Source organism: Mesorhizobium sp. M0340 (genome assembly GCF_040321535.1).
Lineage (GTDB): Bacteria > Pseudomonadota > Alphaproteobacteria > Rhizobiales > Rhizobiaceae > Mesorhizobium.
Map to the genome: position 1 here is coordinate 1 of NZ_JAMYRR010000030.1, position 24,474 is coordinate 24,474.

The 24,474-nt window shown below is 62.2% G+C and carries 26 protein-coding genes and 1 pseudogene; 15 read left to right on the forward strand and 12 right to left on the reverse strand.

The window, feature by feature from the left end:
• The first annotated feature begins 367 nt into the window (after positions 1 to 367).
• A complete protein-coding gene (locus NKI79_RS28670) occupies positions 368 to 1,588 on the forward strand; it encodes an AI-2E family transporter (protein WP_254817528.1) in 1,221 nt (406 codons plus the stop codon).
• Here NKI79_RS28670 and NKI79_RS28675 read toward each other — a convergent pair.
• From NKI79_RS28675 to NKI79_RS28685, 3 genes are all read right to left on the reverse strand, one after another.
• On the reverse strand, positions 1,576 to 2,472 hold the full coding sequence (locus tag NKI79_RS28675; protein ID WP_352806119.1) for a DMT family transporter: 897 nt from the start codon (positions 2,470 to 2,472) through the stop codon (positions 1,576 to 1,578). The two genes, NKI79_RS28670 and NKI79_RS28675, sit on opposite strands and share 13 nt — an antisense overlap.
• 121 nt (positions 2,473 to 2,593) lie before the next feature.
• On the reverse strand, positions 2,594 to 3,358 hold the full coding sequence (locus NKI79_RS28680; RefSeq protein WP_023717252.1) for an arginyltransferase: 765 nt from the start codon (positions 3,356 to 3,358) through the stop codon (positions 2,594 to 2,596).
• A 125-nt stretch (positions 3,359 to 3,483) separates the two neighbouring features.
• Positions 3,484 to 3,954 (reverse strand): RDD family protein, encoded by a 471-nt coding sequence (locus NKI79_RS28685; RefSeq protein ID WP_254817529.1) that lies wholly within the window; start codon positions 3,952 to 3,954, stop codon positions 3,484 to 3,486.
• Between the two features lie 211 nt (positions 3,955 to 4,165).
• Here NKI79_RS28685 and sthA point away from each other — a divergent pair, with 211 nt between their 5' ends.
• Positions 4,166 to 5,554, forward strand: a complete 1,389-nt coding sequence (sthA, locus tag NKI79_RS28690; protein WP_352806400.1) for a Si-specific NAD(P)(+) transhydrogenase — start codon at positions 4,166 to 4,168, stop codon at positions 5,552 to 5,554.
• 9 nt (positions 5,555 to 5,563) lie between these two features.
• On the opposite strand, the gene NKI79_RS28695 is transcribed toward sthA, so the two are convergent.
• On the reverse strand, positions 5,564 to 6,238 hold the full coding sequence (locus NKI79_RS28695; protein ID WP_254817531.1) for an alpha/beta hydrolase: 675 nt from the start codon (positions 6,236 to 6,238) through the stop codon (positions 5,564 to 5,566).
• A 217-nt stretch (positions 6,239 to 6,455) separates the two neighbouring features.
• Here NKI79_RS28695 and NKI79_RS28700 point away from each other — a divergent pair, with 217 nt between their 5' ends.
• Positions 6,456 to 7,631: an OpgC family protein gene (locus NKI79_RS28700; protein WP_352649950.1), complete on the forward strand. Its 1,176-nt coding sequence runs from the start codon at positions 6,456 to 6,458 to the stop codon at positions 7,629 to 7,631.
• Positions 7,632 to 7,654: 23 nt separating this feature from the next.
• On the opposite strand, the gene NKI79_RS28705 is transcribed toward NKI79_RS28700, so the two are convergent.
• Positions 7,655 to 8,737, reverse strand: a complete 1,083-nt coding sequence (locus NKI79_RS28705) for a LacI family DNA-binding transcriptional regulator (RefSeq protein WP_352649951.1) — start codon at positions 8,735 to 8,737, stop codon at positions 7,655 to 7,657.
• 162 nt (positions 8,738 to 8,899) lie between these two features.
• On the opposite strand from NKI79_RS28705, the gene NKI79_RS28710 reads away from it, so the two are divergent.
• Both NKI79_RS28710 and NKI79_RS28715 read left to right on the forward strand, forming a co-directional pair.
• Positions 8,900 to 9,043, forward strand: coding sequence for a hypothetical protein (locus NKI79_RS28710; RefSeq protein WP_352806404.1), 144 nt, complete (start codon positions 8,900 to 8,902; stop codon positions 9,041 to 9,043).
• A 62-nt stretch (positions 9,044 to 9,105) separates the two neighbouring features.
• Positions 9,106 to 9,249 carry a hypothetical protein gene (locus tag NKI79_RS28715; protein ID WP_352649953.1) on the forward strand — a complete coding sequence of 48 codons (144 nt, stop codon included), beginning with the start codon at positions 9,106 to 9,108 and terminating at the stop codon, positions 9,247 to 9,249.
• A 68-nt stretch (positions 9,250 to 9,317) separates the two neighbouring features.
• Here NKI79_RS28715 and NKI79_RS28720 read toward each other — a convergent pair whose 3' ends face one another.
• Together NKI79_RS28720 and NKI79_RS28725 are read right to left on the reverse strand one after the other, a co-directional pair.
• Positions 9,318 to 9,689 (reverse strand): DUF423 domain-containing protein, encoded by a 372-nt coding sequence (locus NKI79_RS28720; protein WP_352806407.1) that lies wholly within the window; start codon positions 9,687 to 9,689, stop codon positions 9,318 to 9,320.
• Positions 9,690 to 9,742: 53 nt separating this feature from the next.
• A complete protein-coding gene (locus NKI79_RS28725; protein ID WP_352806410.1) occupies positions 9,743 to 11,002 on the reverse strand; it encodes a multidrug efflux MFS transporter in 1,260 nt (419 codons plus the stop codon).
• A gap of 181 nt (positions 11,003 to 11,183) precedes the next feature.
• Here NKI79_RS28725 and NKI79_RS28730 point away from each other — a divergent pair, with 181 nt between their 5' ends.
• On the forward strand, positions 11,184 to 11,846 hold the full coding sequence (locus tag NKI79_RS28730; protein WP_254817538.1) for a GntR family transcriptional regulator: 663 nt from the start codon (positions 11,184 to 11,186) through the stop codon (positions 11,844 to 11,846).
• A gap of 96 nt (positions 11,847 to 11,942) precedes the next feature.
• Positions 11,943 to 12,200, forward strand: a complete 258-nt coding sequence (locus NKI79_RS28735; RefSeq protein WP_023674477.1) for a DUF982 domain-containing protein — start codon at positions 11,943 to 11,945, stop codon at positions 12,198 to 12,200.
• Between the two features lie 51 nt (positions 12,201 to 12,251).
• Here the strand turns inward: NKI79_RS28735 and NKI79_RS28740 are convergent, their stop codons facing one another.
• Both NKI79_RS28740 and NKI79_RS28745 read right to left on the reverse strand, forming a co-directional pair.
• On the reverse strand, positions 12,252 to 12,410 hold the full coding sequence (locus NKI79_RS28740; protein ID WP_352477150.1) for a hypothetical protein: 159 nt from the start codon (positions 12,408 to 12,410) through the stop codon (positions 12,252 to 12,254).
• A 120-nt stretch (positions 12,411 to 12,530) separates the two neighbouring features.
• Complete coding sequence (locus NKI79_RS28745) at positions 12,531 to 13,574, reverse strand: aldo/keto reductase (RefSeq protein WP_352806413.1); 1,044 nt, start codon at positions 13,572 to 13,574, stop codon at positions 12,531 to 12,533.
• A gap of 279 nt (positions 13,575 to 13,853) precedes the next feature.
• Between NKI79_RS28745 and NKI79_RS28750 the strand changes: the two are divergent.
• Positions 13,854 to 14,328 (forward strand): annotated as a pseudogene (locus tag NKI79_RS28750) (hypothetical protein).
• 45 nt (positions 14,329 to 14,373) lie between these two features.
• Here NKI79_RS28750 and NKI79_RS28755 read toward each other — a convergent pair.
• The 3 genes from NKI79_RS28755 to NKI79_RS28765 all read right to left on the reverse strand — a co-directional run bounded on the left by NKI79_RS28755 (position 14,374) and on the right by NKI79_RS28765 (position 17,481).
• On the reverse strand, positions 14,374 to 15,021 hold the full coding sequence (locus tag NKI79_RS28755; protein ID WP_352806415.1) for a dihydrofolate reductase family protein: 648 nt from the start codon (positions 15,019 to 15,021) through the stop codon (positions 14,374 to 14,376).
• Positions 15,022 to 15,537: 516 nt separating this feature from the next.
• Complete coding sequence (gene hemB / locus NKI79_RS28760) at positions 15,538 to 16,569, reverse strand: porphobilinogen synthase (RefSeq protein WP_352806417.1); 1,032 nt, start codon at positions 16,567 to 16,569, stop codon at positions 15,538 to 15,540.
• Positions 16,570 to 16,656: 87 nt separating this feature from the next.
• Positions 16,657 to 17,481: a DUF8605 domain-containing protein gene (locus tag NKI79_RS28765; RefSeq protein WP_352806419.1), complete on the reverse strand. Its 825-nt coding sequence runs from the start codon at positions 17,479 to 17,481 to the stop codon at positions 16,657 to 16,659.
• 144 nt (positions 17,482 to 17,625) lie between these two features.
• On the opposite strand from NKI79_RS28765, the gene NKI79_RS28770 reads away from it, so the two are divergent.
• From NKI79_RS28770 to nrdR, 7 genes are all read left to right on the forward strand, one after another.
• Positions 17,626 to 18,669: an enoyl-CoA hydratase/isomerase family protein gene (locus NKI79_RS28770; RefSeq protein WP_352806421.1), complete on the forward strand. Its 1,044-nt coding sequence runs from the start codon at positions 17,626 to 17,628 to the stop codon at positions 18,667 to 18,669.
• Positions 18,666 to 19,088 (forward strand): DUF6163 family protein, encoded by a 423-nt coding sequence (locus NKI79_RS28775; RefSeq protein ID WP_352806424.1) that lies wholly within the window; start codon positions 18,666 to 18,668, stop codon positions 19,086 to 19,088. Before NKI79_RS28770 ends, NKI79_RS28775 begins: the two co-directional genes overlap by 4 nt.
• Positions 19,089 to 19,290: 202 nt before the next feature.
• Entirely contained in the window at positions 19,291 to 19,806 is a 516-nt protein-coding gene (gene ldtR / locus NKI79_RS28780; protein ID WP_023674486.1) for a transcriptional regulator LdtR, read from the forward strand.
• Between the two features lie 351 nt (positions 19,807 to 20,157).
• Positions 20,158 to 21,411 carry a L,D-transpeptidase family protein gene (locus NKI79_RS28785; RefSeq protein ID WP_352806427.1) on the forward strand — a complete coding sequence of 418 codons (1,254 nt, stop codon included), beginning with the start codon at positions 20,158 to 20,160 and terminating at the stop codon, positions 21,409 to 21,411.
• Between the two features lie 438 nt (positions 21,412 to 21,849).
• Positions 21,850 to 23,163 carry a serine hydroxymethyltransferase gene (gene glyA, locus NKI79_RS28790; protein ID WP_254817549.1) on the forward strand — a complete coding sequence of 438 codons (1,314 nt, stop codon included), beginning with the start codon at positions 21,850 to 21,852 and terminating at the stop codon, positions 23,161 to 23,163.
• A gap of 69 nt (positions 23,164 to 23,232) precedes the next feature.
• Complete coding sequence (locus NKI79_RS28795) at positions 23,233 to 23,811, forward strand: hypothetical protein (protein WP_352806430.1); 579 nt, start codon at positions 23,233 to 23,235, stop codon at positions 23,809 to 23,811.
• Between the two features lie 153 nt (positions 23,812 to 23,964).
• The gene (gene nrdR / locus NKI79_RS28800) at positions 23,965 to 24,474 is read left to right on the forward strand and encodes a transcriptional regulator NrdR (RefSeq protein ID WP_352806433.1); all 510 of its coding nucleotides are present in this window, start codon (positions 23,965 to 23,967) and stop codon (positions 24,472 to 24,474) included.

Here is a 24,474-nt window from a genome sequence, read left to right on the forward strand (position 1 = left end):
CCGCCGCCGAAACCCCAAACATGGGGGCGGAGCTCACAAAGACGAGCGAAATCCCTGCGATCCCGCCCCATCCAAACATCCCCGGTTACTGCGCAACAGGCCCTTGAGGGGGAGATGTCGCCGAAGGCGACAGAGGGGGTCGGAACGTCCAGACACGACCCTTATCGCAGACGGAGGAGACTGGCGCCTCACGTATCGCAGACAGAGGAGGCTGGCGTCTCACGCTCGGCGACCCCCTCTGGCCTGCCGGCCATCTCCTCCTCAAGGGGGGAGATTAGCAGCTTCACCCAAACATTTGGAATGTCGTCACGATTGCTGCACTATATCAGTGCATAAGCGACGCTATGGGCCAGGGAGAATTGGGCGCTTGAAGGAAGTCAGGATACAGAAGCCGGAGCGGCAGCAGCGCCTGTTTGGCCTGTCGACGCCGCTCAGGGCCGCTGTCATTCCGCCGCTGTCGGCGGCGCGCTGGCTCCTGGTGCTGATCGTTGCCGCTGGCGTTTACTTTTTCCACGGCTTCCTGTTTCCGGTCCTTGCCGCCCTGGTGATCGCCTTCGCCAGCTGGCCGCTCTACCGACGGCTGCTCGCCGGCGTCGGCGGCAACCGCACGATCGCGGCGACGCTTGCGATCTTGTTCATCCTAACCTTTCTGGTGGTGCCGATCGCGCTTGCCGGCACCTACGCCATCAATGAGGTGCGCGAATGGGTCAACTGGTCGATCGAGACCAACCGCTACGGTGCGCCGACGCCGCACTGGATTGCCACCATGCCGGTGGTGGGCGAATGGCTCAATGAACAATGGACGGTCAACGTTGGCCACCCTGGCGGTATCGGCGAACTGATCCAGCTGATCAGCGGCGCCAATATCGGCAGCATCTACCGCGGCGTGCTTGCCGCGGGCGGCAGCGCCTTCGGCCTTTTGCTGACGCTGCTGTTCATGATGATCGCGCTGTTCTTCGCCTATCGTGACGGCGAGCATTTCGCCGGACAGGTCGATCGCCTCGGCGAACGCATCCTGCCGGCCAGATGGGAACGGATCTCACGCGTGGTGCCGGCGACGATCTCCTCGACGGTGACCGGCATGACCGTTATCGCCATCGGCGAAGGGCTGGTGCTGGGTATCGCTTACTGGTTGGCCGGCGTGCCGTCGCCGGTGACGCTCGGCGCGCTGACCGGCATCATGGCGCTGATCCCCGGCGGCGCGCCCCTGTCCTTCACGCTGGTCTCGATCTATCTCGCTGCCAGCGGCTCGCCGATGGCCGGGCTGGCACTGTTCATCTGGGGCGCGGTCGAACTCTTCATCGTCGACAAGACATTGCGCCCGAAGCTGGTCGGCGGGCCGATAAAGCTGCCCTTCCTGCCAACCTTTTTCGGCCTGATCGGCGGCGTCAAGACGATGGGTTTTCTCGGACTGTTCATAGGCCCGGTGCTGATGGCCCTGCTGGTCGCAATCTGGCGCGAATGGCTGCGCGAAGTGGAACTGACCGATGAACTCGCTGCCGCCGAACCGGCGGAGCACGATGACGCGCCGCCGCAGATCGAAATTGTTGCCGAGCGCGCGGCCGCGAAAAAGAATCAGGCCGGGTGACTGACGGCGAACGTGGCGCGGCGTTTGCGCCCCTCGTGCAACTGCCAGAGCGAATGGCCGATCAAAGTCATGATTAGGATCGCGCCGCCGATCAGGCTGTTGCGCGACGGCGCTTCGGCGAAGATCATCCACACCCAGACCGGTGCCAGCACGGTTTCAAGCAGGTAGAACATCGCCACCTCCGGCCCGGAGATGTATTTCGGGCCGTTGGCGAGGCAGAAGAACGAGATCGGCATGATGACGGCACCGTTGAAAACGATCCACCATGGCGCGTTGACGTGAAAACCCACCTTGGAAACCATCAGGGCGGCGACGGCCAGCGGCAGGACCACTCCGATCAGCGCCGTGAAACCCATATCCTTGCCGCTTGCGCGCGAGATAGTAATGGCCGCTGCGATCATGAAAGCCGAGCATAGCGCCATCAGGTCGCCGAAGAGATGTCCGGTTCCAACGGAATCGCCGACAATGATCGTCACGCCGACGATCATCAGTGCCAGCGCTGCAAGCGTCAGGGGCCGTGGCCTCTCCTTCAGGAACAGCCATGACAAAAGGGCCGCGAACATGGTTGTGAAGGCCAGGATGAAAACGAGGTTGGCGGTCGAGGTGTTGTAGACGCCGGTGATGAAGGCGATCGAGCCGAGCCCGTAGAGGGCGGCAACGATGAGCCCTGACCAGCCCGGGATAAGCTGCGGCGCCTTTGCGCTCAGCGAGCGCCAGACGGCCCAGATGATGAGCGTGGCGACCAAGGTCGTACCGGTGCGCAACAGCAGGATCGTCCATGCCTCGCCATCGGCGAGCCGGATCAGCGGAATGTCGACCGTCAGCGTCAGCCCGCCGATGGCGGTGATCAGAAGGCCTCTCTGGTGGTCGTTGTGGGAAGACATGCGGCAATTCTCGCGTAGGCTTGGAGGCGCAAAATTGACCCGGCCGGTTTTCCAGCCGATCGGCCGGAAGCCCAGCGGCATCCTCCTCGAAACAATTAAGAGTGAATACCGAAAGCGAAGATCAGCGCGAAACCGCTTCGTGATTGTAGCGTTCCCAACCTTTCGGGCCGAGATGCTCCTGCGGCTGGAAGCGCATCTTATAATTCATCTTGCGCGAGCCGTTGACCCAGTAACCCAGGTAGACATGGGGCAGGCCCATCGCCCTGGCGCGGGCGATGTGGTCGAGGATCATGAAGGTGCCGAGCGAGCGGTCCTCGAAGTCCGGGTTGAAGTAGGAATAGACCATCGACAGGCCATCGGCCATCTTGTCGGTGAGCGCTACGGCGATCAGCTCGCCCTGGCCCTTGCCGGTGATGAAGCTGTCGGGTCCGCGGCGACGGTATTCGATGACCTTGGTGTCGACATGGGTATCCTCGACCATCATGGCGTAGTCGAGTACGGTCATGTCGGACATGCCGCCACGGCGGTGGCGGGCGTCGAGATAGCTGCGGAACAGCGAATATTGCTCGGTGGAGGGCTCGGCGTCGTGCATGGCGCCGACCAGATCCGAATTATGCTGTATGACGCGTTTCATGTTTCGGCTGGCGGTGAATTCCTGCGCCAGGATGCGCACCGACACACAGGCGCGGCAGGTCTCGCAAGCCGGCCTGTAAGCGATGTTCTGCGACCGCCTGAATCCACCCTGCGTCAACAGATCGTTCATCTCCGGGGCCTTGTCGCCGACCAGGTGTGTGAACACCTTGCGCTCGAACTGGCCCTCGAGATAGGGACATGGCGAGGGCGCGGTCAGAAAGAACTGCGGCGACTGGGTCGGGTGCTGCGTCATCGAGCCTTGGAAACACTCCTGCGAATCGCTCTACCTTTGGCGCGGACGCCGAAAAATTCAACAGGATTGTGAAAGCCTGGTTGATTGGACGTCTTCACATTTGTGCGCAAAGGCTGCGCCCGCGCTCAGCGGCCGCTGCGGCTGACGACGGTGCCGAGCAGCAGGTCGTGCAGCGTGCGCTTGCGATCGGAAAACAGGCTCACCAGCAGGACTAGCGGCGAAAGGATGACATTGCCGGCCCAAAACAGCACCGAATGCACGACGGCGGTCAGCCCGTCGATGGGGCCGCCGTCGAGTCGGTCGAGCCGGATGCCCATTATCTTCATGCCGGTGGTGGCCTGGTCTTTACTGCCGAGCGTGTTCCAGATGTAGAGGATGGCGACGGCCGGCACGAGAATGGAAAACAGCATCCAGCCAAGGCCGAGCGTCAACAGCCCGAACAGGAACACCAGGATCGCGAATGGAATGGTGAGCAGCGCCACGATGAAATAATCGATGACGAAGGCGAGAATGCGCCGCGTGCGCACGCCCTCATAGGCGCTGATATCTTCGAGCCTGTTGGTGATGATTTCGCCGTCGAGAACGCGAGCGTTCATGTCATTTCCTCGTAATCGAACCCGGGTTAATGCACGGGGGCGCTTGTTGATGAAATGGTGAAGGTTCGCGGCGGAATCAAGATCGAGCCGTCCACCATGTAGATGGTGACGGAGCACTTGGCGCCGTCTGTGACTTGTTGAATTTGTGGCGCGGATAGCGTTAGCTTGCTGCGGCGCAACAAAAAGCGCCAAGCCGAGGGGACGGGGCGACATGGACTATGACATGCTGGTCATCGGCAGCGGCCCATCCGGGCGCCGCGCCGCGGTGCAGTCGGCCAAGCTCGGCAAGTCGGTGCTGGTGGTCGACAGAGGCCGGCGCCTCGGCGGCGTGTCGGTGCATACCGGCACCATCCCGTCGAAGACGTTGCGCGAGACGGTGCTCAACCTCTCAGGCTGGCGCGAGCGCGGCTTTTACGGTCGCGGCTACCGGGTCAAGCAGGACATTTCGGTCGGCGATCTGGTCGAGCGCCTGCATAAGACGCTCGACCATGAGGTCGAGGTACTGCAGCACCAGTTCATGCGCAACACGGTCAAGAGCGCACGTGCCGCGGCAAAATTCCTCGGCCCCAACAAGGTCAGCCTGACCACCGACACCGGCGACTACAGCGAGGTTGGCTTCGCCCATGCGCTGATCGCGGTCGGCACCCGGCCGCACCGGCCGCGCGACGTGCCGTTCGACAAGACACGCATCTTCGACAGCGACGAGATGCTGGAGCTCGACCGCCTGCCACGCACGCTGACGGTGATCGGCGCCGGCGTCATCGGCGTCGAATATGCAACGATCTTTTCGGCGCTCGACGTGCCGGTGACGCTGGTCGAGCCGCGCAATACCATGTTGGATTTCGTCGACCGCGAGATCGTCGACGACTTCATCCATCAGATGCGCGACCGCGGCATGACAATCCGATTGGGCAGTGCCGTCAAGGAGATCGCCTCGAAACCCGACTATGCTGAGGTGAAGCTGGCCGACGGCCGCACCATACGTTCCGAGATCGTGCTTTATGCCGCGGGACGCACCGGCAATGTCGGCAATTTAGGGCTCGGCGCCGTCGGCATCGAGGCTGATTCGCGAGGCCGCATCAGGGTCGATCCGCAGACCTTCCAGACAAGCGCGCCCAACATCTATGCCGCCGGCGACGTCATTGGTTTTCCGAGCCTGGCCTCGACTTCGATGGAGCAGGGCAGGGTGGCCGCCTGCCATGCCTTCGGCGTGCCCTTGCCGCCGCCGCCTGAAACCTTTCCCTATGGCATATATGCCGTGCCGGAAATCTCCACAGTCGGCCAGTCCGAGGAGCAGGTGCGCGAGGGTGGTGCAGCCTATGAGGTCGGCGTGGCGCGGTTTCGCGAGACCTCGCGCGGCCACATCATGGGGGTCAATACCGGCTTCCTGAAGCTTCTGTTTTCGATCGAAACACGCCGACTGCTCGGCGCCCATATTGTCGGCGAGGGCGCGACCGAACTCATCCACATTGGCCAGGCGGTGATCAATCTCGGCGGCACCGTCGACTTCTTCGCCAACAACACCTTCAACTATCCGACGCTGGCCGAAGCCTACAAGATCGCCGGGCTGGACGCCTGGAACCGCATGGGGCGAGGCTAGCTTCGAGGCTTATCGATCTGACGCTGCAACGGCGACTGCAGGATCCGCCAGCCATCGCCTGACGATCTCGGCGTCCGGATTGCCGATTTCATGGCCGGAGGCGACGGTGTGGGCCTCGACTTTGGCGCCATGCCGGCTGAGCAGTCCGACCAGCGCGAGTGCGAAGGGCCGGTAAGTCAGGTCGTCGGCGCCGGATAAGATTACCACCCGTGCGTTGCTGAGATCCGCCGGCGGCACCTCGTCCAGAACCGGCATCGGGCGCAGCAAAGCCGCTTGGACGATGAGCCGCGGATGCAGCAGCATCACGCTTGAAACCAGGTTGGCGCCGTTGGAGTAGCCGATAAAGGAGGCTCGGGCGAGATCGAGGTCGTGGCGTTTCGCGGCCTTGGGGATGAAGTCAGCGAAAGCGTCCGCCTCTTTGCGGATGCTGTCCTGCTCGAATCGTATCGGCGAAATCCGCCTGAACCAGCGGAAACCGTCTTCCTGGGCGATCCGGCCACGCACCGCCACCAAGGTGGCGTGCGGCGAGACTTGGCGCCCCAGCGGCACCAGAGTCGTCTCGTCGACACCCGATCCATGCAGCAGAAAGAGGCACTCTCCGGTTGGTGCTGCGGGCCTGTAAACGCGGTAGAAAAATGGCAGGTCACGCCGCAAAAAGTCATCTTCCGGAGGTTTTTCGGACATAGTTGCATCCTTTTGTTTTCACGATGTTTTCGTTCATTTGCCGGCTTCAAAACGAAATATTTTCAAGCTCCGCCAAAGTTGATTGAACCGGGCGCATTTCAGTCCGTTTCTTCGCCGATATAATCCCCGCGGGAGGGATTCGAAGCAGTGTGCGCCGGGTGGTCGCCCGGGTGGTCGCATACCGCGCATGAACAACCAGCTTTAAGGCCTTTTATCGATGACCATGCCAGTTTCGCCGGAACGCGATACGCGTATTGACGTGTTCCGGGCACTCGCCCTCCTGACCATATTCATCGACCACGTGCCGGGCACAGTTTTCGAAACCCTGACCTACAAGAATTTCGGGTTTTCGGATGCGGCCGAGGCCTTCGTGCTGATCTCCGGCATGTCCGTCGCTCTTGCCTACGGCACCAAATTCCAGCCGGGAAACCGGCTGGTCGCAACGCTGAAAATGTGGCGCCGCGCCGGCGTGCTCTATGTCACCCACATCGTCACGACGATGGTGGTCATGGCCATCTTCTGCGCAGCGGCGGTGTTTGCGAAACGGCCGGACCTTCTGACGCTGATCAACATCGAGCCGCTCGTCAGGAACCCGCCGCAAGTCCTGGTCGGTATCGTCACGCTCGGCCATCAGCTCGGTTACAACAACATACTACCGGTCTATGCGGCGCTGCTGTTGATGGCGCCGGCCTTCCTGCTGTTCATCAGCTACAGGCCACTGGCGGCGCTTGCCGTGTCCGCAGCTCTTTGGCTGGTTGCCGGAATCTACCAGATCGCGCCGCCGAACTACCCGGAGCCCGGGTTCTGGTTCCTCAATCCGCTGTCATGGCAATTGCTGTTCAATATCGGCATGGCCAGCGTGTTGCATGTGCGGCGCGGCGGCACCATCCCGGTCAATCGGTGGCTGGTCGGCGCGGCGGCCGCCTATGTGCTGACGGCGCTCGTCTGGGTGCATAGCCCGCTGTGGGGGCATGTGTCATGGCTCGACCTGCCGGTGGTGCTGACCGGTTTCGACAAGACGTTCCTGTCGTTGCCGCGGCTGCTGCACATCCTGGCGATGAGCTATCTGGTCGTCGCCTTGCCTTTCGTCTCGAACCTGTTCCGCACCGGCCGCGACAATCCGCTCGCCATATTGGGCAAACGCTCGCTGCCGGTTTTCATTGCCGGCACGGTGATTGCCATGGCGGCGCAGGTGATGAAGCTGATCAACCCGGGCGGCATTGCCTATGACAGTCTGCTGCTCGCCGCCGGCATCGCCATGCAGTTCGCGCTCGCCTTTTATCTGGAGTGGCTGTCCGCAATCGGCTGGTCCGGCAAAGGCAAGCCGGTCCGCAACGAGGCGCTGCCTGTTCGTCCATCCTTTGGCATCGGTCCCATGGCGGCAAATAGATAAGATTTGGTGCCGATCTGCCCCAGTCAGCCTGTACTTGGCGGCGGTCCGGACGATGCCCTGACGACAAGTTCGACGTCGAGCGTTTCTCGCCGCACCGTGCCGTCGAAGTCGAGGATTCTTCGCGCTGCCCGGCGGCCGATCTCGGCGATCGGCTGGGCGATGGTGGTGAGCGGAGGCTCGCAAGTTGCGGCTTCAGGCACGCCGTCGAAGCCGACGACGGAAACATCGCGGGGAACCGCGATGCCCCGTGCGGTGAGCCATTCCAATGCCACCATCGCGATCCGGTCCGACATCGCCAGGACGGCGGTCGGCGGCTCCGCCGAGGCGAAGATGGTTTCAAGGCCAGCCCTTGTGCTCGCCTTGTCGTTTTCGGTCTCGTAGACCGGCACCTTGGCGGTGTCGACACCAAACCGGGAAAGCTCTTCGAAATAGCCGATGAGGCGGTCACGGGTCCCGGTATAGGACGCCGTCCGGACCTGCTCGGGCGAGACAAGACCGGTGCTGTCGTCGGCGAAGGCCAGCGACAACACGGCGAAGCGGCGATGTCCAAGTTCCGCCAGATGGCGCGCCGCGAGCCGGCCGCCGGCAACATTGTCGATACTGATCGCGGAGACCGTGTCGTCCTGCGAGCCGAGCTCGAGCGCGACGAAGGGGAGCTTTCGTTCGCGCGTCAGCTCAACGAGACGCGGACCGCCCTCGATGCAGAACAGGATGAAGCCGTCCACGAGAGCGCTCTGGATATTCCAGGCAAGTTTTTCCTCGTTGCCAGCCGACACGAGGGCTATCCCCGCGCCGGTGGCGTCGCAAGCTTCCGAGATGCCGGCCATCATCACGCGGGCAAACGGGTCGTCGAAGAAGTAAGACAGCGGCTCGGTTGTGGCGACGCCGATCGCATTGACCTTGCCGGCGCGCAGCAGGCGGCCCTTGGGATCCGGGCCGGCGTAGCCCAGGGCGTCGGCCGCCGCCTTGACCCGCTCGCGGACTTCCTCGCGCACGATTTCGGGACGGCTGAAGACATTGGAGGCAGTGCCGTGCGATACGCCCGCGGCTTTGGCGATGTCCGCCAGCCGGATGGGTCTCCTGCCGCTTTCGGTGAGTGATGCCATTGTTTGTCTCCAGGACTCCTGTCCAGCAGTATCGCAATTAACTAACATCTTCCTTGGATCGATTCAAATTTTTGCTTGACATTTGTGGTGTGACGCGTATTATTGAATCGATCCAAGACCAGTTTTTGTCCGCAGATTGGATCGATACAAGAGGAGAGCGCCATGCACCCCGTCAATTATCTGTTCGAGGACATTTACCGGAACGACTGGAGCATCCGCTCGGGCGCGGAGGCCCGTAAGGGGCGCGACAGGACCGGTCCGTGGATTCGCGACCTGCGTTTCCTCGTAGGGCGCAAGCGGAGCTGATCGGCGGCCTGTTTTTGTGCCCGCGGATTGGATCGATTCAAAAAGCTAGAGGACATTAAGCCATGCATCCGATCAAGCATCTGTTCGAAGACATCTATCGCAATTATTGGGGCATCTCGCCGGCCACCGAACGGCTGGAGCGACGGCGTATAGTCAAGACGCCCAAGCGCGACGGCCAAGTTCGGCCCGAACGTCCGCGAGACTGAGCTGGCAAGACGGAGCTCGTGGATCGAGCGCGGCTGGCGAAGAGCAGCGGCCGCCATTGGTTGCCGCATCAATGGCGGCGCGGGTGTACCAGCGCCGAGGCGGCCATCACGAGCCAGCCGCCGATGAGCAACGTGCCGCCGATCGGCGCCGACATCGGGAACAGCCGCGAGCCAAGGAAGTCGCGGGCCAAAAGATCTCCCGAGAAAAGCAGAAGCCCGACGAGAAGGATGAGGCTTCCGGTTCGCAGGATTCTATTACCACCGAGCAGCCCGACGGTAAGAAAGACCGGCGCATGCATGAGCAGGAAGGATGCGGCCGTACCGACGAAAGCGCCGCCGAGATGTGCCGCCGCCGCCGAAAGAGCCACGCCTGTTCCGCCGCATAGGCCGCCGGCAAAAATCAGAATGCGACTGCCCGCCGTCTGTTCAGCCATGCTCATTTCCACGCCTCCGCGATTCCTGGCGACCGCCTGAGATAGTGCGGCGAACCGTGTCAGGATTCGCCGGCTTCCGCCAGCATGGCGCGTTCGCGGCGCGACTGGACTAGCCGGTTATAAGCCGCTCCGCCCGCCATCAGCACGGATGTGCCGAGAAACACCGAGCGCATACCGAAATGGCCGCCGACGAAGCCGCCGAGCAACGGTCCGGCAACCTGCCCGACATATTGCGCCGAGATCGACAAGCCCAGCACATTGCCGCCGACGCCGTCGGGCACATTGTGGCGGATGACGCTCGTGATGCAGGGCAAAAGACCGCCAAGCGCCAGGCCCATCAGGAAGCGAAGGCCGACGAGTTGCCAGCCCTGCGTAACGAAGGCCTGCGGGATCAGGAGCAGCGCCGAGACGGCGAGTGCGGCAACGATTACGTTCCAGTGGCCGATACGGTCGGCGAGCTTGCCGAGCCGCGACGCCGACAGGATGGCGCCGAGCGCCGCCGCGGACATGACGATGCCGGAGACCAGCGTGACCTGGCTCTGATCTTCGATGAGCTGTTGGACATAGACGGTGATGATCGGCTCGATCGACATGGTGGCAAAACTCAACAGCATTCCGGTCGCCAGCATGGCGACGACGGGGCGCTTGTCGGGAATCTGCGACCAGCCGCCTCTCGCTTTTTCTTGTGACGCCGCCTTGACGGCAACCGGGCGAGGGGCCTCCTTGATCAGCAAGGTGGTTGCCAGAAACGCCAGGAAAATGACGCCGCCTGCGAGCAGGAAGGTGGCGCGGATTCCAATCAGCGGCGGCAGCGCGCCGCCGAGCAGCGGACCGACCAGAGCACCGGCGGTTATGCCGGCCGACAGCACGCCCAGCGCCCAGCCGGAGCGATCCTTCGGCGTCTGCATGGCAACCAGGATGGTCGAGCCCGAAGAATAGCCGCCGGCAAAGCCGATCAGCAGGCGCAGGAGCACCAATTGCCAGACGGTCTGCACCATGCCGGTCAGCGACATGCACAGCGCCATGCCGAAACTTGCACGCACCAGCATCAGTTTGCGGCCGTAGCGGTCGCCTAGCCGCCCCCACAAGGGCGCAACCAGCGCGGCAGCAAGGAAGGTGGCGCCGTAGGCAATGCCCGACCACTGGACGATCGCCGCGTGACCCTCTGCGCCTAACTGCTCGACGTAAAGCGGCAGGAAGGGCAACAGCAGCGTCATCGCTACAAGCGTGCTGAACGAGCCGGCAAAACACACGGCGAGATTGCGACGCCAGTGGACGTTATGCGTGCCTTGCGTGGCGAGGGTGGCGTCTTGCGGCATGTCCTGTCCTGTCCGGCCAGTTTGCATGAAAACTTGCTGCGGATCCCATTCTGGGATACCAAATTGGTATCCGTCATGGACGCAAGGCTGGTCGCTGTCAATGCGGCCCCTGCAAAGTGATCGGCAACAAATGGTCGGTGAACAGAGAGCCAATGAACCGGCTCCAACAAACGGAACGCCAATGTCGCAGATGCAAAACGTCGAAAGGCAGCTTCGCGAGATGATCCTCGGGCTCGAGATCGGTCCGGGCGAGCGGCTGACGGAGCGCTGGGTCGAAAGCCGTTTCGGAGCCTCGCGCACGCCGGTCAGGGCGGCATTGCTGCGGCTCGAGACCGAAGGACTGATTTGCCGCGACGGCCGCGGCTGGACGGTCTCGCCCATCAATCTTGCTGAGCTGGAGCAGATCGCGGTCTACCGCGAGGCGGTCGAGGTCGCGGCGCTCAGGCTGACTTGCACCTTGCAGGACAGGAGTGCCGTCGAAATCATTGAGGGGATGCTCGATTCTTGCGACGACAAGACGCCGCGCGAGGAATGGCATCGCGTCGGCATGGATTTTCATATCGAGTTGGCGCGTCTGTCCGGCAACGAGTTCCTGTTCAGAGCGGTTCGCGACGCGATGACACGCCTGTCGCGCGCCCGCTGGCTCGAGGTTCGCGACGAGGCAGCACTTGGCCGTGCCTGGGCCGAACACCATGCCATTCTGTCGGCGGTGCGGGCCGGCGATGCCGATAGCGCCGCCCGCCTGCTTTCAGCCCACATCATTGGCAGCCGCGACCGGCTGGTGACCTCGCTGCGCAACGACCGGCGTGGCCTCCGCGCCAGGGGATTTGCCGTCGTCGCTTGAGTGAGGATCGGCTGCCATTGATCACGAAAAGGGCAGATGAGCGAAGAATGCTACTTTCGGTCTCGCTTCGCAAATGCCGATGGCGTAAGAGCGGCGATGGAAAACAACCGATTTGACACACCCGTGACCGTCAAGGGCGCGGCGGGAAGCAATCAGCTCTTGCGTACGGCCCGCGAGGCTTCCGACTACCTCCTCAACAATTGGCCCGGCAAGCGCAGTCCCAAGCACCGCGAAGCGCTGCAGGCCTGTCATGATGCGCTGGCCGGCGACAAGCCGGCCATGAACGCAAGACGGGCCTTCATTGCCGCCGCTCGTGAAGTGAACGTCTTCGTCAGCGACAAGGCGCCCGCCTGAGGCATAGCGGGATTTGACCGAGGCCCGGACCGCCTGACAGGCCCGGCGTCATCACTTGGTCGTTTCGGTTTTGGTTTGGGACTCGCTCTCGCCCTCGGGCTTCGATCGCTCCTTGGCTGCGACCTTGGCAGCCTGCTTTTCCGCCTTCTTGGCAGCCTTCTGCCGGTCGCGTTCCTTGCGCTCCTGACCATAGTTCGGTGCTCGTGCCATATTGTTTCCTTTCGTTGTGGTTGGCCTTTGCCTAGGAGCATTGGACCGCAAACACAACACCGCAAGGCACGATCGGCCCCATATCTCGGCGCAGTCCGGGAGCCTGGCTTCAGGCTGTTTTCAGGCGCCGTCGCGGTCGAGGACGAGATCGGCCGGCCCGAACCGGTCCTTTGCCGTGAATTGCTGGTGCCAGTAGGGATAGAGCACGGGCGGCCTGCTGACTGCATCGAGGCGTGTGCGCTCCTCATCGCCAAGCACAAGGCTTGCAGCGGCGATATTGTCTTTGAAATGCGCTTCGGTTCGTCCGCCGATCACCAGCGAGCTGACGGCGGGCCGACCGAGCAGCCAGGCAAGCGCAACCTGCGCCGCCGACACACCGTGGTTGTTGCCGATGTCGATCAGCGCGTCGACGATCCGCCACAGCCGGTCCTCGTCGCGGATCGGCGGTTCCGACCATCCGCTGAGCTGGCGGGCGGTCGGCTGGTCACGGTGGTATTTGCCGGACAGCAACCCGCCGGCAAGCGGGCTCCAGACCAGCACGCCGAGCCCTTGGTCGACCGAGATCGGCAACAATTCATACTCGGCCTCGCGCGCTTCCAACGTGTAATGGATCTGCTGGGTGACGAAGCGCGGCTGGTGATGACGGTCACTGATCCCCAGCCCCTTCATCACTTGCCAGCCGGAATAATTGGAGCAGCCGACATAACGGACCTTGCCCTGCGCGACCAGAGTGTCGAGCGCGGCGATGGTTTCCTCGAGCGGTGTCAGGCCATCCCACTCGTGCAGGAAATAGATGTCGATGACATCGGTCCTGAGGCGCTTCAGGCTCCTCTCGCATTCGCGGATCAGATGGTAGCGCGACAAGCCTTCATCGTTGGGGCCTTTGCCGATCCGCATGCGCGCCTTGGAGGCGATCAGCACGTCGCCCTTGCGCTTGCCTCCGAGCGCCTCGCCGATGATCTCTTCCGACACGCCGTTCGAATAGACGTTGGCGGTGTCGATGACATTGACGCCGGCATCGATGCAAAGGTCGATCATCCGGCGCGCCTCGTCGAGGTCGGTCTTGCCGACCGCCGAAAACGCGCCGCCGCCGCCGAACGTCATGGTGCCCGTGGTCAGCGTCGAAACCTTCAGCCCGGAACGGCCGAGAGTGCGGTATTCCATGTCGTATCCTCACGATTTATCGGGAAAGGGCGTTGCAAACGACAGCCCTCAATGAACCGGGCATTTGTAGGATAATTCGTTCCGCTTGTCGCCAGTTCCGCAGCGCAAGCTCGATCACATCTTGCGGATTGAACGCACAGCCAGCGCAGCAGTGGCTGCAATAAAACCGTCATTGCCGGCCTATACTAACATCGGTTCAGCGCTTCGATTTCCGGCCGCCGGGCCGGGCGGCGGAGCGCCTGACAGCGGCCGGCAAGGACTGTAAGCGGAGCAGCGCAAATAACCGAGATAAAACAGAATTCCCCGGCCAGGGACTGGCTGGAAGCGGAACTCGCCGACACGCTCGACGAAGATTATGAGCTGGAAATCTCGGAGCCGGCGCTGTCGATGGAGATCGCCAAGATCTACAAGAATGCGCATCCGCCATCGATCGACCGCCTGCAGTATTTTCGCGATCTCATCACGCTGCAATCCGAATTGATCAAGCTGCAGTCCTGGGTCGCCTATCACAAGAAGAAGCTCGTCGTGGTCTTCGAGGGCCGCGACTCGGCGGGCAAGGGTGGCGCCCCGTGGTTCATCGTCGAGGGCAACGACAAGAAACGGGGACGGCTGAACTGCATCGACCAACTCCTCAAGCAGATGCCTAATGAGGAGGTGCCGCACGAAGAGATCACACTGCCGGAGCGCGTCTTTAATCCCGAATACGAGCGCCAGGTACTGCCGCACGAAACTGTATGTGCCGGAGAAGTACTGACTAAAGCGGCGAGGAGGGCGCTGCTCTGTGGCGCCCTGCGACAAGCTAGGTACGCTCGATGATGACGTGCGTGGCTTTCGGCGTCGCGACCTGCTCGCTGCAGCGATAGCCGAGCTTGGGCATGTCGATGCCGGCAAAAAGGTTCTCGCCGGCGCCCAGCAGGACCGGTGAGATCGCCAGATGCATTTCGTCGATGAGCTTTTCCTTGAGATATTGCCGGATCGTAGAAACGCCACCGCCCAGCCGTATATCCTTGCCATCAGCCACTGCTTTCGCCTTCTGCAGCGCTGAGTGGATGCCGTCGGTCACGAAATAGAAGGTCGTGCCGCCCTCCATGACGATGGGATCACGCGAATGGTGCGTGAGCACGAAGACCGGCACATGGTAGGGCGGGTTGTCACCCCACCAGCCTTTCCAGCTGTCATCCGGCCATTCGCCGCGGATCGGCCCGAACATGTTGCGGCCGAGGATCCATGCGCCGACATTTTCGAAGCTGCGTGCGGCGAACGCCTCGTCAGTGTCCGTGGTCCCGCCATCCTTGCCGAGGACCATCTTGCGGAAAGTGCGGGTGCCGAACATCCATCCGTGCAGGGCTTCCCCGCCAACACCCAGCGGGTTCTTCAGGTCTTGGTCGGGACCGGCGCCGAAGCCGTCGATCGACAGGGTGAAAGCGCTGACGCGAAGTTTGGACATGAGAGCCTCCTCGATAACCAATTGTGACATGCAAGCAGTTATCGGGTTAGCCTAACTGATTGCATTTTGCAAGCGGTGTTTTTGGATCGCCGGCTAGCGATGAACGGCTGGGCCACAATCGCCAATCTCCCAACGCTGGCGATTGGCCATAACCAACCATCCCGTCGTCATCCTGGGGCGAAGCAAGGAGCGAAGCGACGCGGCGCAGACCCTAGGATCCATGCCGTGACATCGGCCGAAGAATACAGCGGCCCAGAACGACGAACCACGCGAATGGAGATCAAGAAGACCAATCCGGGATGGTCCGAACTTTTTCGGAGAACCGGATGGGTGCGTTCGTTTTCGATCCGCCGGAGCACTGCCGCCAGGTCACGGCATGGATCCTGGGGTCTCCGCGACGGAGCTTCGCTCCTGCTCGCCCCAGGATGACGAGGGGGGAGGGAGGATTCGGCCAATCCCGAAGGTTTACCACAGGCCCCCATCCCATGCACCAAAGTCCCAAAACGATGCGATCACCTATCCCTTCAGCATCGCCGCTACTTCGGGGGCAAAGTAGGTGAGAATCCCGTCGCAGCCGGCGCGCTTGAACGCGAGCAGCGATTCCAGCATCGCCTTTTCGCCGTCGATCCAGCCATTGGCGGCGGCGGCCTTGATCATCGAATATTCGCCCGAGACCTGATAGGCGAAGGTTGGCATCTGCAACTCGTCCTTCAGCCGGCGGATGATGTCGAGATAGGGCAGGCCGGGCTTGACCATCAGCATGTCGGCGCCTTCGGCTAGATCCTGCTCGGCCTCGCGCACCGCTTCGTCGGAATTGGCGTGGTCGATGTAATAGGTCTTCTTGTCGCCCTTGAGCAGGCCGGCGGTGCCGACCGCCTCACGATAGGGGCCGTAAAAAGCGGATGCGAACTTGGTCGCATAGGACATGATCGCTATATCCTGAAATCCATTGGCGTCGAGCGCATCGCGGATGGCACCGATCCGGCCGTCCATCATGTCCGAGGGGGCAATGATGTCGGCCCCCGCCGCCGCCTGGATGACGGCCGCCGCCGTCACCTGCTCCACCGTTTCATCATTGACGATAATGCCCTCACGCAAGATGCCGTCATGGCCATGCGAGGTGAACGGGTCCAGCGCCGCGTCGGTGATGATGCCGATCTCCGGCACCGCCCGCTTGATGGCGCGGGTGGCGCGGTTGATGATGTTTTCCGGATCGAGGATATGCGAACCGGTCTGATCGCGCAGGCCGAGCTCCACATTGGGGAAAGTGGCGATCGCCGGAATGCCAAGCTTGGCCGCGCGCTCAGCCTCCTTGACGGCGAGGTCGAGCGACAGGCGGTACACGCCGGGCATGGCGGCGATCGGTTCGCGCACTTGTCTGCCGTCGACGACGAAGATCGGCCAGATCAGATCGTCGACCGAGAGCCGGTTCTCCTGGACAAGGCGGCGCGACCAATCGGCCTTGCGCATGCGCCGCAGCCGCCGGCTGCCGGTGATCTCGTCGACGCTGCGCGCGCCGGCAGGCTTTGCAGGTGTGAATTTGTTCATCGCCAAAACTCCGGACCGGGCGGCTTTTACCACGAGCCTTCGCTGCTGACCAATGCGACACGATTGTGCCAGCGGTCCTGTCGGGCGTTATTCTGGTTGACCATTGCCCGACAGAATCTGCGCAGCACCCCGCATGGCGACGCGGAATGCCTCGTCGAAGCTGACACCGCGCACTTGCCATTTATAAGCCTTGCCGTTCATGGCAAGCCGCCAATCGGCGATCCAGCCCAACTCCTTGTCGCTCCAGATCAGGCTGCCGGCGAGCGCCTGATCGGCGCCGGCCTTTCGGGCAAGCTGGTCCAGCGTCGCCATATCGGCATGGCGCAGGGCCCGGTCGTCAAGCTTCGAGGCCGACAGCAGCGACGCTTCGGGAAACACAATCCGCATGACCAGCGAACCGGTGGCATTAACGAAGGATTCGCGCATCGCCGCCCCGCGCTGGTCGTCGGCAGTCAGCGCGAAATGCCTTGTGCCTTGCTCCGCCGCCAGAAAAATCGCCAGGCGTGGCCGCTCGGCAAGCCATGGCTTGCTGCCAAGCGCGGCAAGCACCGGATCGATGACGTCGGGCTTGTACAGGCAGGTGAGATCATGCGGCCGGTCGTGAGTGCCTTGTTCGTCATGGACCGGAATGCCTTCAAGGCGGTCGTGGTAGCGGAATTCGGCAACGAAGCTGCCGGCCTTGTCGCGCAGCGCCGCCATCTCAGGTTTTTTCGCCAGCCGCTGATCACCCGAGACACGGACCAGCACCGCATCCAGACATGTCTTGAAACCGATCTGGCGATTGACCTCGCCCTGGCCGGTGACGATGGTCTGCGATTGGTAGAGACTATCCACGGTTTCGGCCGATACGGGAGGAGTGTTCGCAGCGATTAGGCCGACCACCACAACAGCAAGGCGTGGCAACCAAGGCATGGTCCAACGTTCCAGTTCAAAGCGCCAGCATTAGCACCGGCTGCGGCCACGGGCCAGCAGGCGGGATTGGCGCTGCCATTGACGTGGCTATGCGCCACGCATTAGCACTTCACTCCCGGCGGGCGCGGGAGGGATTCTCTGGCGATGGATTTTGGCGGAGGCGACGAGATTCGCTTCGAAAGGTTGGGCAGGGCCGGCGTCGTCACGCTGACGCGGCCGCAGGCGCTCAATGCCGTAACCCACCGCATGGTCAAGGCGCTGGACAAGGCGCTGCGCAGCTGGGAACGCGACGATGGTGTCGACGTCGTCGTCGTCAAGGCCGAGGGCAGGGCATTTTCGGCGGGCGGCGACATCCTCCACATCTACGAAGCCGGCCCGGCTGGAAAACCGCCGGTCGAGTTCTTCGCCGACGAGTACCGGCTGAACGCCCGCATCGCCCGTTTCAAGAAACCCTATGTCGCCCTGATCGACGGCATCGTCATGGGCGGCGGCGTCGGCATCTCCTTCCATGGCTCGCAGCGGGTGCTGACCGAGAACGCGCAATTTGCCATGCCCGAGGTCGGCATCGGCTTTTTCCCGGATGTCGGCGCCAGCCATCTGTTGCCGGATCTCGGCGGCAGCTTCGGCATGTATCTGGCGCTGACCGGCAACCGCATCCGCTATGGCGATGCTTTGTGGTCGGGCCTCGCCACCCATACGATCAAGGCGGAGGACCAGCCCGGCTTTCTCGACCGGCTGGCGGCAAGCGGCGACCCGGAATCGGTGCTGCGCGGCTGCTTCGTCCCGGCCAAACGCGAGACAGACAGGCCGACGCTGGAAGCCATCGCTCGGCATTTCGCGCAGCCGTCACTGGCCGATATGGTCGCCAGCCTGGAGCGGGCAGCCATCGCCGACGAGTTCGCGGCAAAGACGCTGGCCACCCTCCGCACACGTTCACCGACCAGCCTGCATGTCGCGTGGCGCCAGATCAGCGCCGGGCAGACGTTGTCGATGGACGAGTGCATGAAAATGGAGTTCCGTATCCTCAACCGTATGCTTGTCGGGCACGACTTCTATGAAGGTATCCGCGCCGCCATCATCGATAAAGGCTCGACGCCGCAATGGCGGCCGGCAGGCATCGATGACGTCAGCGCCGCCGACGTCGATGCCTATTTCGCATCGCTCGGCGAACGGGAACTGAAGCTGTGAGCGAGGCCACCTCGAGACGCGTGGTGCTGCAGCCCTCGACGATCGAGGTCATCTTCGCCTGGTTCCAGCGCGTTATCGCCGGCTATTGTCTGCTGTTCGGCATCTTGTACTGGATCCGGCTGATCGGCGTTTACCCCGGCCAGTTGTGGCGCTTCGATCTGATGCCGGTGCACTGGCAGGTGGCGGCGGTGGTGCTGGCGGTGTTTTTTCCATTCGCTGCCGCCGGCCTGTGGATGCTGGCGTCCTGGGGGCCGGTGATCTGGTTCATCTGCGCGGTGACCGAGTGCGTCATGTATGCTGGCTTCCCCGACTTGTTCGGCCGCCGGCCGCTGATCGTCGCCTCGCACCTTGCGGTGGCGCTGCTCTACCTAGTGTTCCGCGTGGTGATCTGGATCCAGAAGCGGCAAGCCCGGCGATAGCAATTCCGGCCAGGATCGTTGGCTAAATCTTTAGGTTAATCATCCTTGCTCGGGTGACCGTCCGTTAAGCCTCTTTCGAAACCCCTTACCGGTAAGCTCTTGTTAGCCTTGGCGTTTAAGTCGAATTTTATGAGTATTCGATAGTGTCGCGATCAAGGTGAAGAACAAAAAATCACCGGGCGACAAACGAGAGGCAAAGACAATGATCAATTCGCGTCCGGCGGCGAAGACCGCCAACGTATCCGATGACCGCCGCGAGGCGATCCGTTCGCTGTACATGGAATCGCTGCAGCTGGTCGAGCGGCTGCATCGCCGTCTGCTTGATGTGATCAAGGACGAATTCGACCGCAACGGTCGCTCCGACATCAACGCCATCCAGGCGCTGCTCCTGTTCAACATCGGCAATTCGGAGCTGACCGCCGGCGAACTGCGCTCGCGCGGCTATTATCTCGGCTCGAATGTCTCCTACAATCTAAAGAAGCTGGTCGATCTCGGCTTCATCAACCACCAGCGCTCGCGCATCGACCGCCGTTCGGTGCGGGTTTCACTGACGCCGAAGGGCAATGAGGTGGCGGAAGTCGTCGCCGGCCTTTACGAACGCCATGTCGGCTCGATCGAGCAGGTCGGCGGCATCAACACGGAAGAGTTCAAGCAGATGAACCGCGCCCTGCAGCGGCTGGATCGGTTCTGGAACGATACCATCGCCTATCGGATGTAATCGCACCCGCCGCAGCAAGATCTGAAGCTGGACCACGGAAATGCTGCCGCGGAGCAGACCAAAGGCCGGTGCCGAAAAGCACCGGTCTTTCGTTTCGTCAGGCCGGCCGATCCAAATTCGAGCAACAGCCACGTTGCCGCCATATTCCAATGGAACCGAAGATGCGGGTGATGCTGGGCCAAAGCCGTGCATTTGTCCTGTGCTCAAGTCACTTCCATGTGTTTTTACACCCATGTGTTTTTACACCGAAGTGATGCGGGCCATGTTTGGCTAATTGTTAAGAAGCCAACTCTAGAGTGCGGGCGAGACCGCCCGGTGGGTTGAATTGTAGCAAGAATGTCTGGACCATCCATGAGAACCAGCCGCCGTTTCTTCCTTTCAGGAGCCTCCGCGCTCGCAGCCGCAATGGTCGCCGGCCGCGCCAGTGCACAGGATGTGATCGGGGATATCCTGAAATCCTCCGCGCGTGGCAATTGGGACGACCAATTCGATGCGCGTGCCAGCGAAGGCGGCAAGGTTGCCTCGACGCTGCCGATCTTCAGCCTGCAGACGGTGTCCTTCACCGAGCAGGCGATCATGCAGTATCAGAATATCGTCGCGCAAGGCGGCTGGGAGCAGGTTCCAGACACCAAGAAGCTGCAGCTTGGCGTCGAGGATCCCGATGTGGTGCCGCTGCGCAGGCGCTTGATGATATCGGGCGATCTGGCACAGAGCGCCGGGCTCTCGGAAGCGTTCGATTCTTACGTCGACTCGGCGCTCAAGCGCTTCCAGTTGCGTCACGGCTTGCCGGCCGACGGAACCACGGGCAAATATACTTTCGCGGCAATGAACGTGTCGGCGCCGGTTCGGCTTGGTCAGCTGCAGACCAATCTGCAACGGCTGCGTGAGCGGGCCGGCACGCTTGGCAACCGCTATGTGCTGGTCAACATCCCGGCGGCGCAGATCGAGGCTGTCGAGAACGACCGCGTTGTGCTGCGCCACACCGCAATCGTCGGCAAGATCGATCGCCAGACGCCGATCGTCAATTCCAAGATCAACGAAATCATCGTCAATCCGTACTGGAACGCGCCGGTCTCGATCGTGCGCAAGGACATCATTCCGCTGATGCGGAAGGACCCCAACTATCTCAAGGATAGCCATATCCGCCTGTTCGCGCCGGACGGCAGCGAGGTCGACCCAATGACGGTCGACTGGTCGACCGACGATGCCGAAAAATATCGCTTCCGCCAGGATCCCGGTTCCGGCAACGCGATGGCCTCGGTCAAGATCAATTTCCCCAGCCCGGACGGCGTCTACATGCACGACACGCCGCAGCAGAGCCTGTTCGGCAAGCTGATGCGCTTCGATTCCTCTGGCTGCGTGCGCGTTCAGAACGTGCGCGACCTCGTCACCTGGATTCTGCGCGACACACCGGGCTGGGATCGCCAGCATTTCGAGGCGGCGATCAAGACCGGGGAGAACACGCCGGTGCAGGTCACCAATCCGGTGCCGGTTTATTTTCTCTACGTCTCGGCCTGGTCGACAGGGCCGGGCGTGGTCCAGTTCCGTGACGACATTTACGGCCTCGACGGAGCCAACGAGCTGCAGATCACATCCGCGCTCTAAGCGGCTGAGTTCATTTGCAAAAGGCCGCCGGAAGGGCGGCCTTTTTCGTTGCCGGGTCGTTCGCGACAGCTTCGCTGGGCCGGTCGCCGGATGGGGCTGCGCTTCCTGTGGATCTGGGTCGGCGACATCGCGACGCGCGTCTCGGCGCGATTACATAAGCGCAGGCCGAGCCGTTCGGGCTGCGCGTCCGGATCGCCGGCTCTGTTGCCGGCGTGTGCGGCGCCATCACGCCGGCCAGATCAACGACCATACGATGCAGGCGCTGTTCCCCGAGATCACGCTCACCGAAGCCTGCCGGCCTTTCAGCAGGGCAAGGAAATAGAGGCCGCCAGTCTCTCTGGCGCAATCCGGCCAGCAAATTTCGCGCAGCAAACGTGGCGGGCCGAAAGCAACTGTGTTAATGGCGCGACAGACCCCGAACCTTGAGGATTTCAGCCCATGGCAACAGCAGCGGCAGTGTCGAACAAATTCGAATCCTTCTTCGAAACCACGCTTGCCGATGCCGATCCCGAGATTTTCGGCGCGATCCGAAACGAACTCGGCCGCCAGCGCCATGAGATCGAGCTGATTGCCTCGGAAAACATCGTCTCGCGCGCCGTGCTCGAGGCGCAGGGGTCGATCATGACCAACAAATATGCCGAGGGCTATCCAGGCAAACGCTACTATGGCGGCTGCCAGTTTGTCGATGTCGCCGAGGAACTGGCCATCGAACGCGCGAAAAAGCTGTTCGGCTGCAACTTCGCCAACGTCCAGCCGAATTCCGGCAGCCAGATGAACCAGGCGGTGTTCCTGGCGCTGCTGCAGCCCGGCGACACCTTCATGGGTCTCGACCTCAATTCCGGCGGGCACCTGACGCATGGCTCGCCGGTCAATATGAGCGGCAAATGGTTCAAGGTCGTCTCCTATGGCGTGCGCCGGGACGATCATCTGCTCGATATGGACGCGATCGAGAAGACCGCCCATGAGACCAGGCCGAAGCTGATCCTGGCCGGCGGCACAGCCTATTCACGTGTCTGGGACTGGAAGCGTTTTCGCGAGATCGCCGATTCGATCGGTGCCTATCTGATGGTCGATATGGCTCATATCGCCGGACTGGTCGCCGGTGGCATGCATCCGTCGCCGCTGCCGCATGCCCATGTGGTCACCACCACGACGCACAAGTCGCTGCGCGGCCCGCGTGGCGGCATGATCCTGTGCAATGACGAGGACATTGCCAAGAAGATGAATTCGGCCGTCTTCCCCGGCCTGCAGGGCGGACCGCTGATGCATGTCATCGCCGCCAAGGCGGTGGCCCTGGGCGAGGCGCTGAAGCCAAGCTTCAAGGTCTATGCGGAGAGCGTCGTTGCCAATGCCAAGGCACTGGCCTCCAGCCTGCAGGAAACCGGTCTCGACATCGTCTCCGGCGGCACTGACAACCATCTGATGTTGGTCGACCTGCGCCCCAAGAACGCCACCGGGAAGCGCGCCGAGGCTGCCCTTGGCCGCGCCAACATCACCTGCAACAAGAACGGCATCCCCTTCGACCCGGAAAAGCCTTTCGTCACCTCGGGCGTTCGGCTTGGCACGCCGGCTGGCACCACGCGCGGCTTCGGCCAGGCTGAGTTCCGCGAGATTGGCAAGCTGATCGCCGAGGTGCTGGATGGACTGAAAGTCGCCAATTCCGACGATGGCAATGCGGCCGTCGAGGCAGTTGTGAAGACCAAGGTGGCGGCATTGACGGATCGTTTTCCGCTTTACCCGTATCTTGGTTGACCGACGCCGAGTGTCCTCCATGTGCGCGACAATCCCGGTGCGACAGCAAGGCACCTGCGGAGAAGCTCAATGATGCAAACTTTCCGTTTCGCCGGCTTTGGTACCTTGCTGGCATCGGCCATTTTGCAGCTGTCCGACCTCGCTTTGGCGCAGACCGAGCCGACGCCGGCAACGCCCAAGACAGAGACCTTCGGCAGGTGGTCCACCACGATGGACGAGGTCAACACCGGTGAGGATGTGCGCAAGACCTGCGCCGCCTCGACCGTCTTTTTCGACGCTAACGGGACCAGCGGTACCCTTACGCTGGCCATCTCGAATGGCGACGTACTGCCACCCGGAGGCTATCCGAGCATCATCATCGCCGTGAGAAACAGTGACTTGCCCAAAGGTGACAACATCCCGGCGGTGTTCCGCGACGTTAACGACAAGATCAAGGCTGGTTTTCATCTTATCGCCGACGGACAGTGGATGATGGACAACAAGCCCGAGACCACGCTTGCCATACTGCGTGCCATGCGCCGTACGAGCGCCCTCGATGTCAGCTTCGCCGACAAGCCGGTCGCGACCATATCGATGGACGGCTTCACCAAAGCCTATCGCTATATCGGCACGTCCTGCGGCTTCCCGACCGGCGACGTCGCTCCCTGATTGGCGTATTGCCGTTCAACTGATTGCCACTCTCGCAATTTTCCTCGTGCCTCGCTATCTCTGAGGCGCGATCGGTCATCGGCCATACTTTGCCATCGTGGCAAAAACCTCTAAGCCTTTCGCTCCACGAGAATCGCGAACCGAAGGCCCTCCATGCGCTGTCCCTATTGTCAGTCCGAAGATACGCAGGTGAAGGATTCACGCCCCGCCGAAGACGGCGCGGCGATCCGCAGGCGGCGCGTCTGCCCCGATTGCGGCGGCCGTTTTACCACGTTCGAGCGGGTACAGCTGCGCGACCTTGTCGTCGTGAAGAAGTCTGGACGCAAGGTGCCGTTCGACCGCGACAAGCTGCTGCGCTCGGTCGAGATCGCGGTACGCAAGCGCAATGTCGATCCCGAGCGCATCGACCGGGCCGTGACCGGCATCGTGCGCCAGCTCGAAAGCTCGGGCGAGACCGAAGTGGCTTCTGGCGAAGTCGGCCGGCTGGTCATGGAGGCGCTTAAGTCGCTCGATGATGTCGCCTATGTGCGCTTTGCCTCCGTCTACCGCAATTTCCGCGAGGCCAAGGATTTCCACGACGTGTTGGGCGAACTCAAAGGCGATGAGCTCAAAACCGACGAGCCCAGGGGCGAAGATCTGAAGAGCGAAGAGGACGCCAGCTGA

What these genes read in the sequence shown, in the direction of transcription:
- nrdR (WP_352806433.1), top strand. Translation starts at nt 23,965, where the DNA reads ATGCGCTGTCCCTATTGTCAGTCCGAAGATACGCAGGTGAAGGATTCA.
- NKI79_RS28765 (WP_352806419.1), bottom strand. Translation starts at nt 17,481, where the DNA reads ATGCCTTGGTTGCCACGCCTTGCTGTTGTGGTGGTCGGCCTAATCGCT.
- glyA (WP_254817549.1), top strand. Translation starts at nt 21,850, where the DNA reads ATGGCAACAGCAGCGGCAGTGTCGAACAAATTCGAATCCTTCTTCGAA.
- NKI79_RS28685 (WP_254817529.1), bottom strand. Translation starts at nt 3,954, where the DNA reads ATGAACGCTCGCGTTCTCGACGGCGAAATCATCACCAACAGGCTCGAA.
- hemB (WP_352806417.1), bottom strand. Translation starts at nt 16,569, where the DNA reads ATGAACAAATTCACACCTGCAAAGCCTGCCGGCGCGCGCAGCGTCGAC.
- NKI79_RS28700 (WP_352649950.1), top strand. Translation starts at nt 6,456, where the DNA reads ATGACCATGCCAGTTTCGCCGGAACGCGATACGCGTATTGACGTGTTC.
- NKI79_RS28795 (WP_352806430.1), top strand. Translation starts at nt 23,233, where the DNA reads ATGATGCAAACTTTCCGTTTCGCCGGCTTTGGTACCTTGCTGGCATCG.
- NKI79_RS28720 (WP_352806407.1), bottom strand. Translation starts at nt 9,689, where the DNA reads ATGAGCATGGCTGAACAGACGGCGGGCAGTCGCATTCTGATTTTTGCC.
- NKI79_RS28715 (WP_352649953.1), top strand. Translation starts at nt 9,106, where the DNA reads ATGCATCCGATCAAGCATCTGTTCGAAGACATCTATCGCAATTATTGG.
- NKI79_RS28730 (WP_254817538.1), top strand. Translation starts at nt 11,184, where the DNA reads ATGTCGCAGATGCAAAACGTCGAAAGGCAGCTTCGCGAGATGATCCTC.
- NKI79_RS28725 (WP_352806410.1), bottom strand. Translation starts at nt 11,002, where the DNA reads ATGCCGCAAGACGCCACCCTCGCCACGCAAGGCACGCATAACGTCCAC.
- NKI79_RS28695 (WP_254817531.1), bottom strand. Translation starts at nt 6,238, where the DNA reads ATGTCCGAAAAACCTCCGGAAGATGACTTTTTGCGGCGTGACCTGCCA.
- NKI79_RS28710 (WP_352806404.1), top strand. Translation starts at nt 8,900, where the DNA reads ATGCACCCCGTCAATTATCTGTTCGAGGACATTTACCGGAACGACTGG.
- NKI79_RS28735 (WP_023674477.1), top strand. Translation starts at nt 11,943, where the DNA reads ATGGAAAACAACCGATTTGACACACCCGTGACCGTCAAGGGCGCGGCG.
- NKI79_RS28675 (WP_352806119.1), bottom strand. Translation starts at nt 2,472, where the DNA reads ATGTCTTCCCACAACGACCACCAGAGAGGCCTTCTGATCACCGCCATC.
- ldtR (WP_023674486.1), top strand. Translation starts at nt 19,291, where the DNA reads ATGATCAATTCGCGTCCGGCGGCGAAGACCGCCAACGTATCCGATGAC.
- NKI79_RS28745 (WP_352806413.1), bottom strand. Translation starts at nt 13,574, where the DNA reads ATGGAATACCGCACTCTCGGCCGTTCCGGGCTGAAGGTTTCGACGCTG.
- sthA (WP_352806400.1), top strand. Translation starts at nt 4,166, where the DNA reads ATGGACTATGACATGCTGGTCATCGGCAGCGGCCCATCCGGGCGCCGC.
- NKI79_RS28740 (WP_352477150.1), bottom strand. Translation starts at nt 12,410, where the DNA reads ATGGCACGAGCACCGAACTATGGTCAGGAGCGCAAGGAACGCGACCGG.
- NKI79_RS28755 (WP_352806415.1), bottom strand. Translation starts at nt 15,021, where the DNA reads ATGTCCAAACTTCGCGTCAGCGCTTTCACCCTGTCGATCGACGGCTTC.
- NKI79_RS28770 (WP_352806421.1), top strand. Translation starts at nt 17,626, where the DNA reads ATGGATTTTGGCGGAGGCGACGAGATTCGCTTCGAAAGGTTGGGCAGG.
- NKI79_RS28785 (WP_352806427.1), top strand. Translation starts at nt 20,158, where the DNA reads ATGAGAACCAGCCGCCGTTTCTTCCTTTCAGGAGCCTCCGCGCTCGCA.
- NKI79_RS28705 (WP_352649951.1), bottom strand. Translation starts at nt 8,737, where the DNA reads ATGGCATCACTCACCGAAAGCGGCAGGAGACCCATCCGGCTGGCGGAC.
- NKI79_RS28680 (WP_023717252.1), bottom strand. Translation starts at nt 3,358, where the DNA reads ATGACGCAGCACCCGACCCAGTCGCCGCAGTTCTTTCTGACCGCGCCC.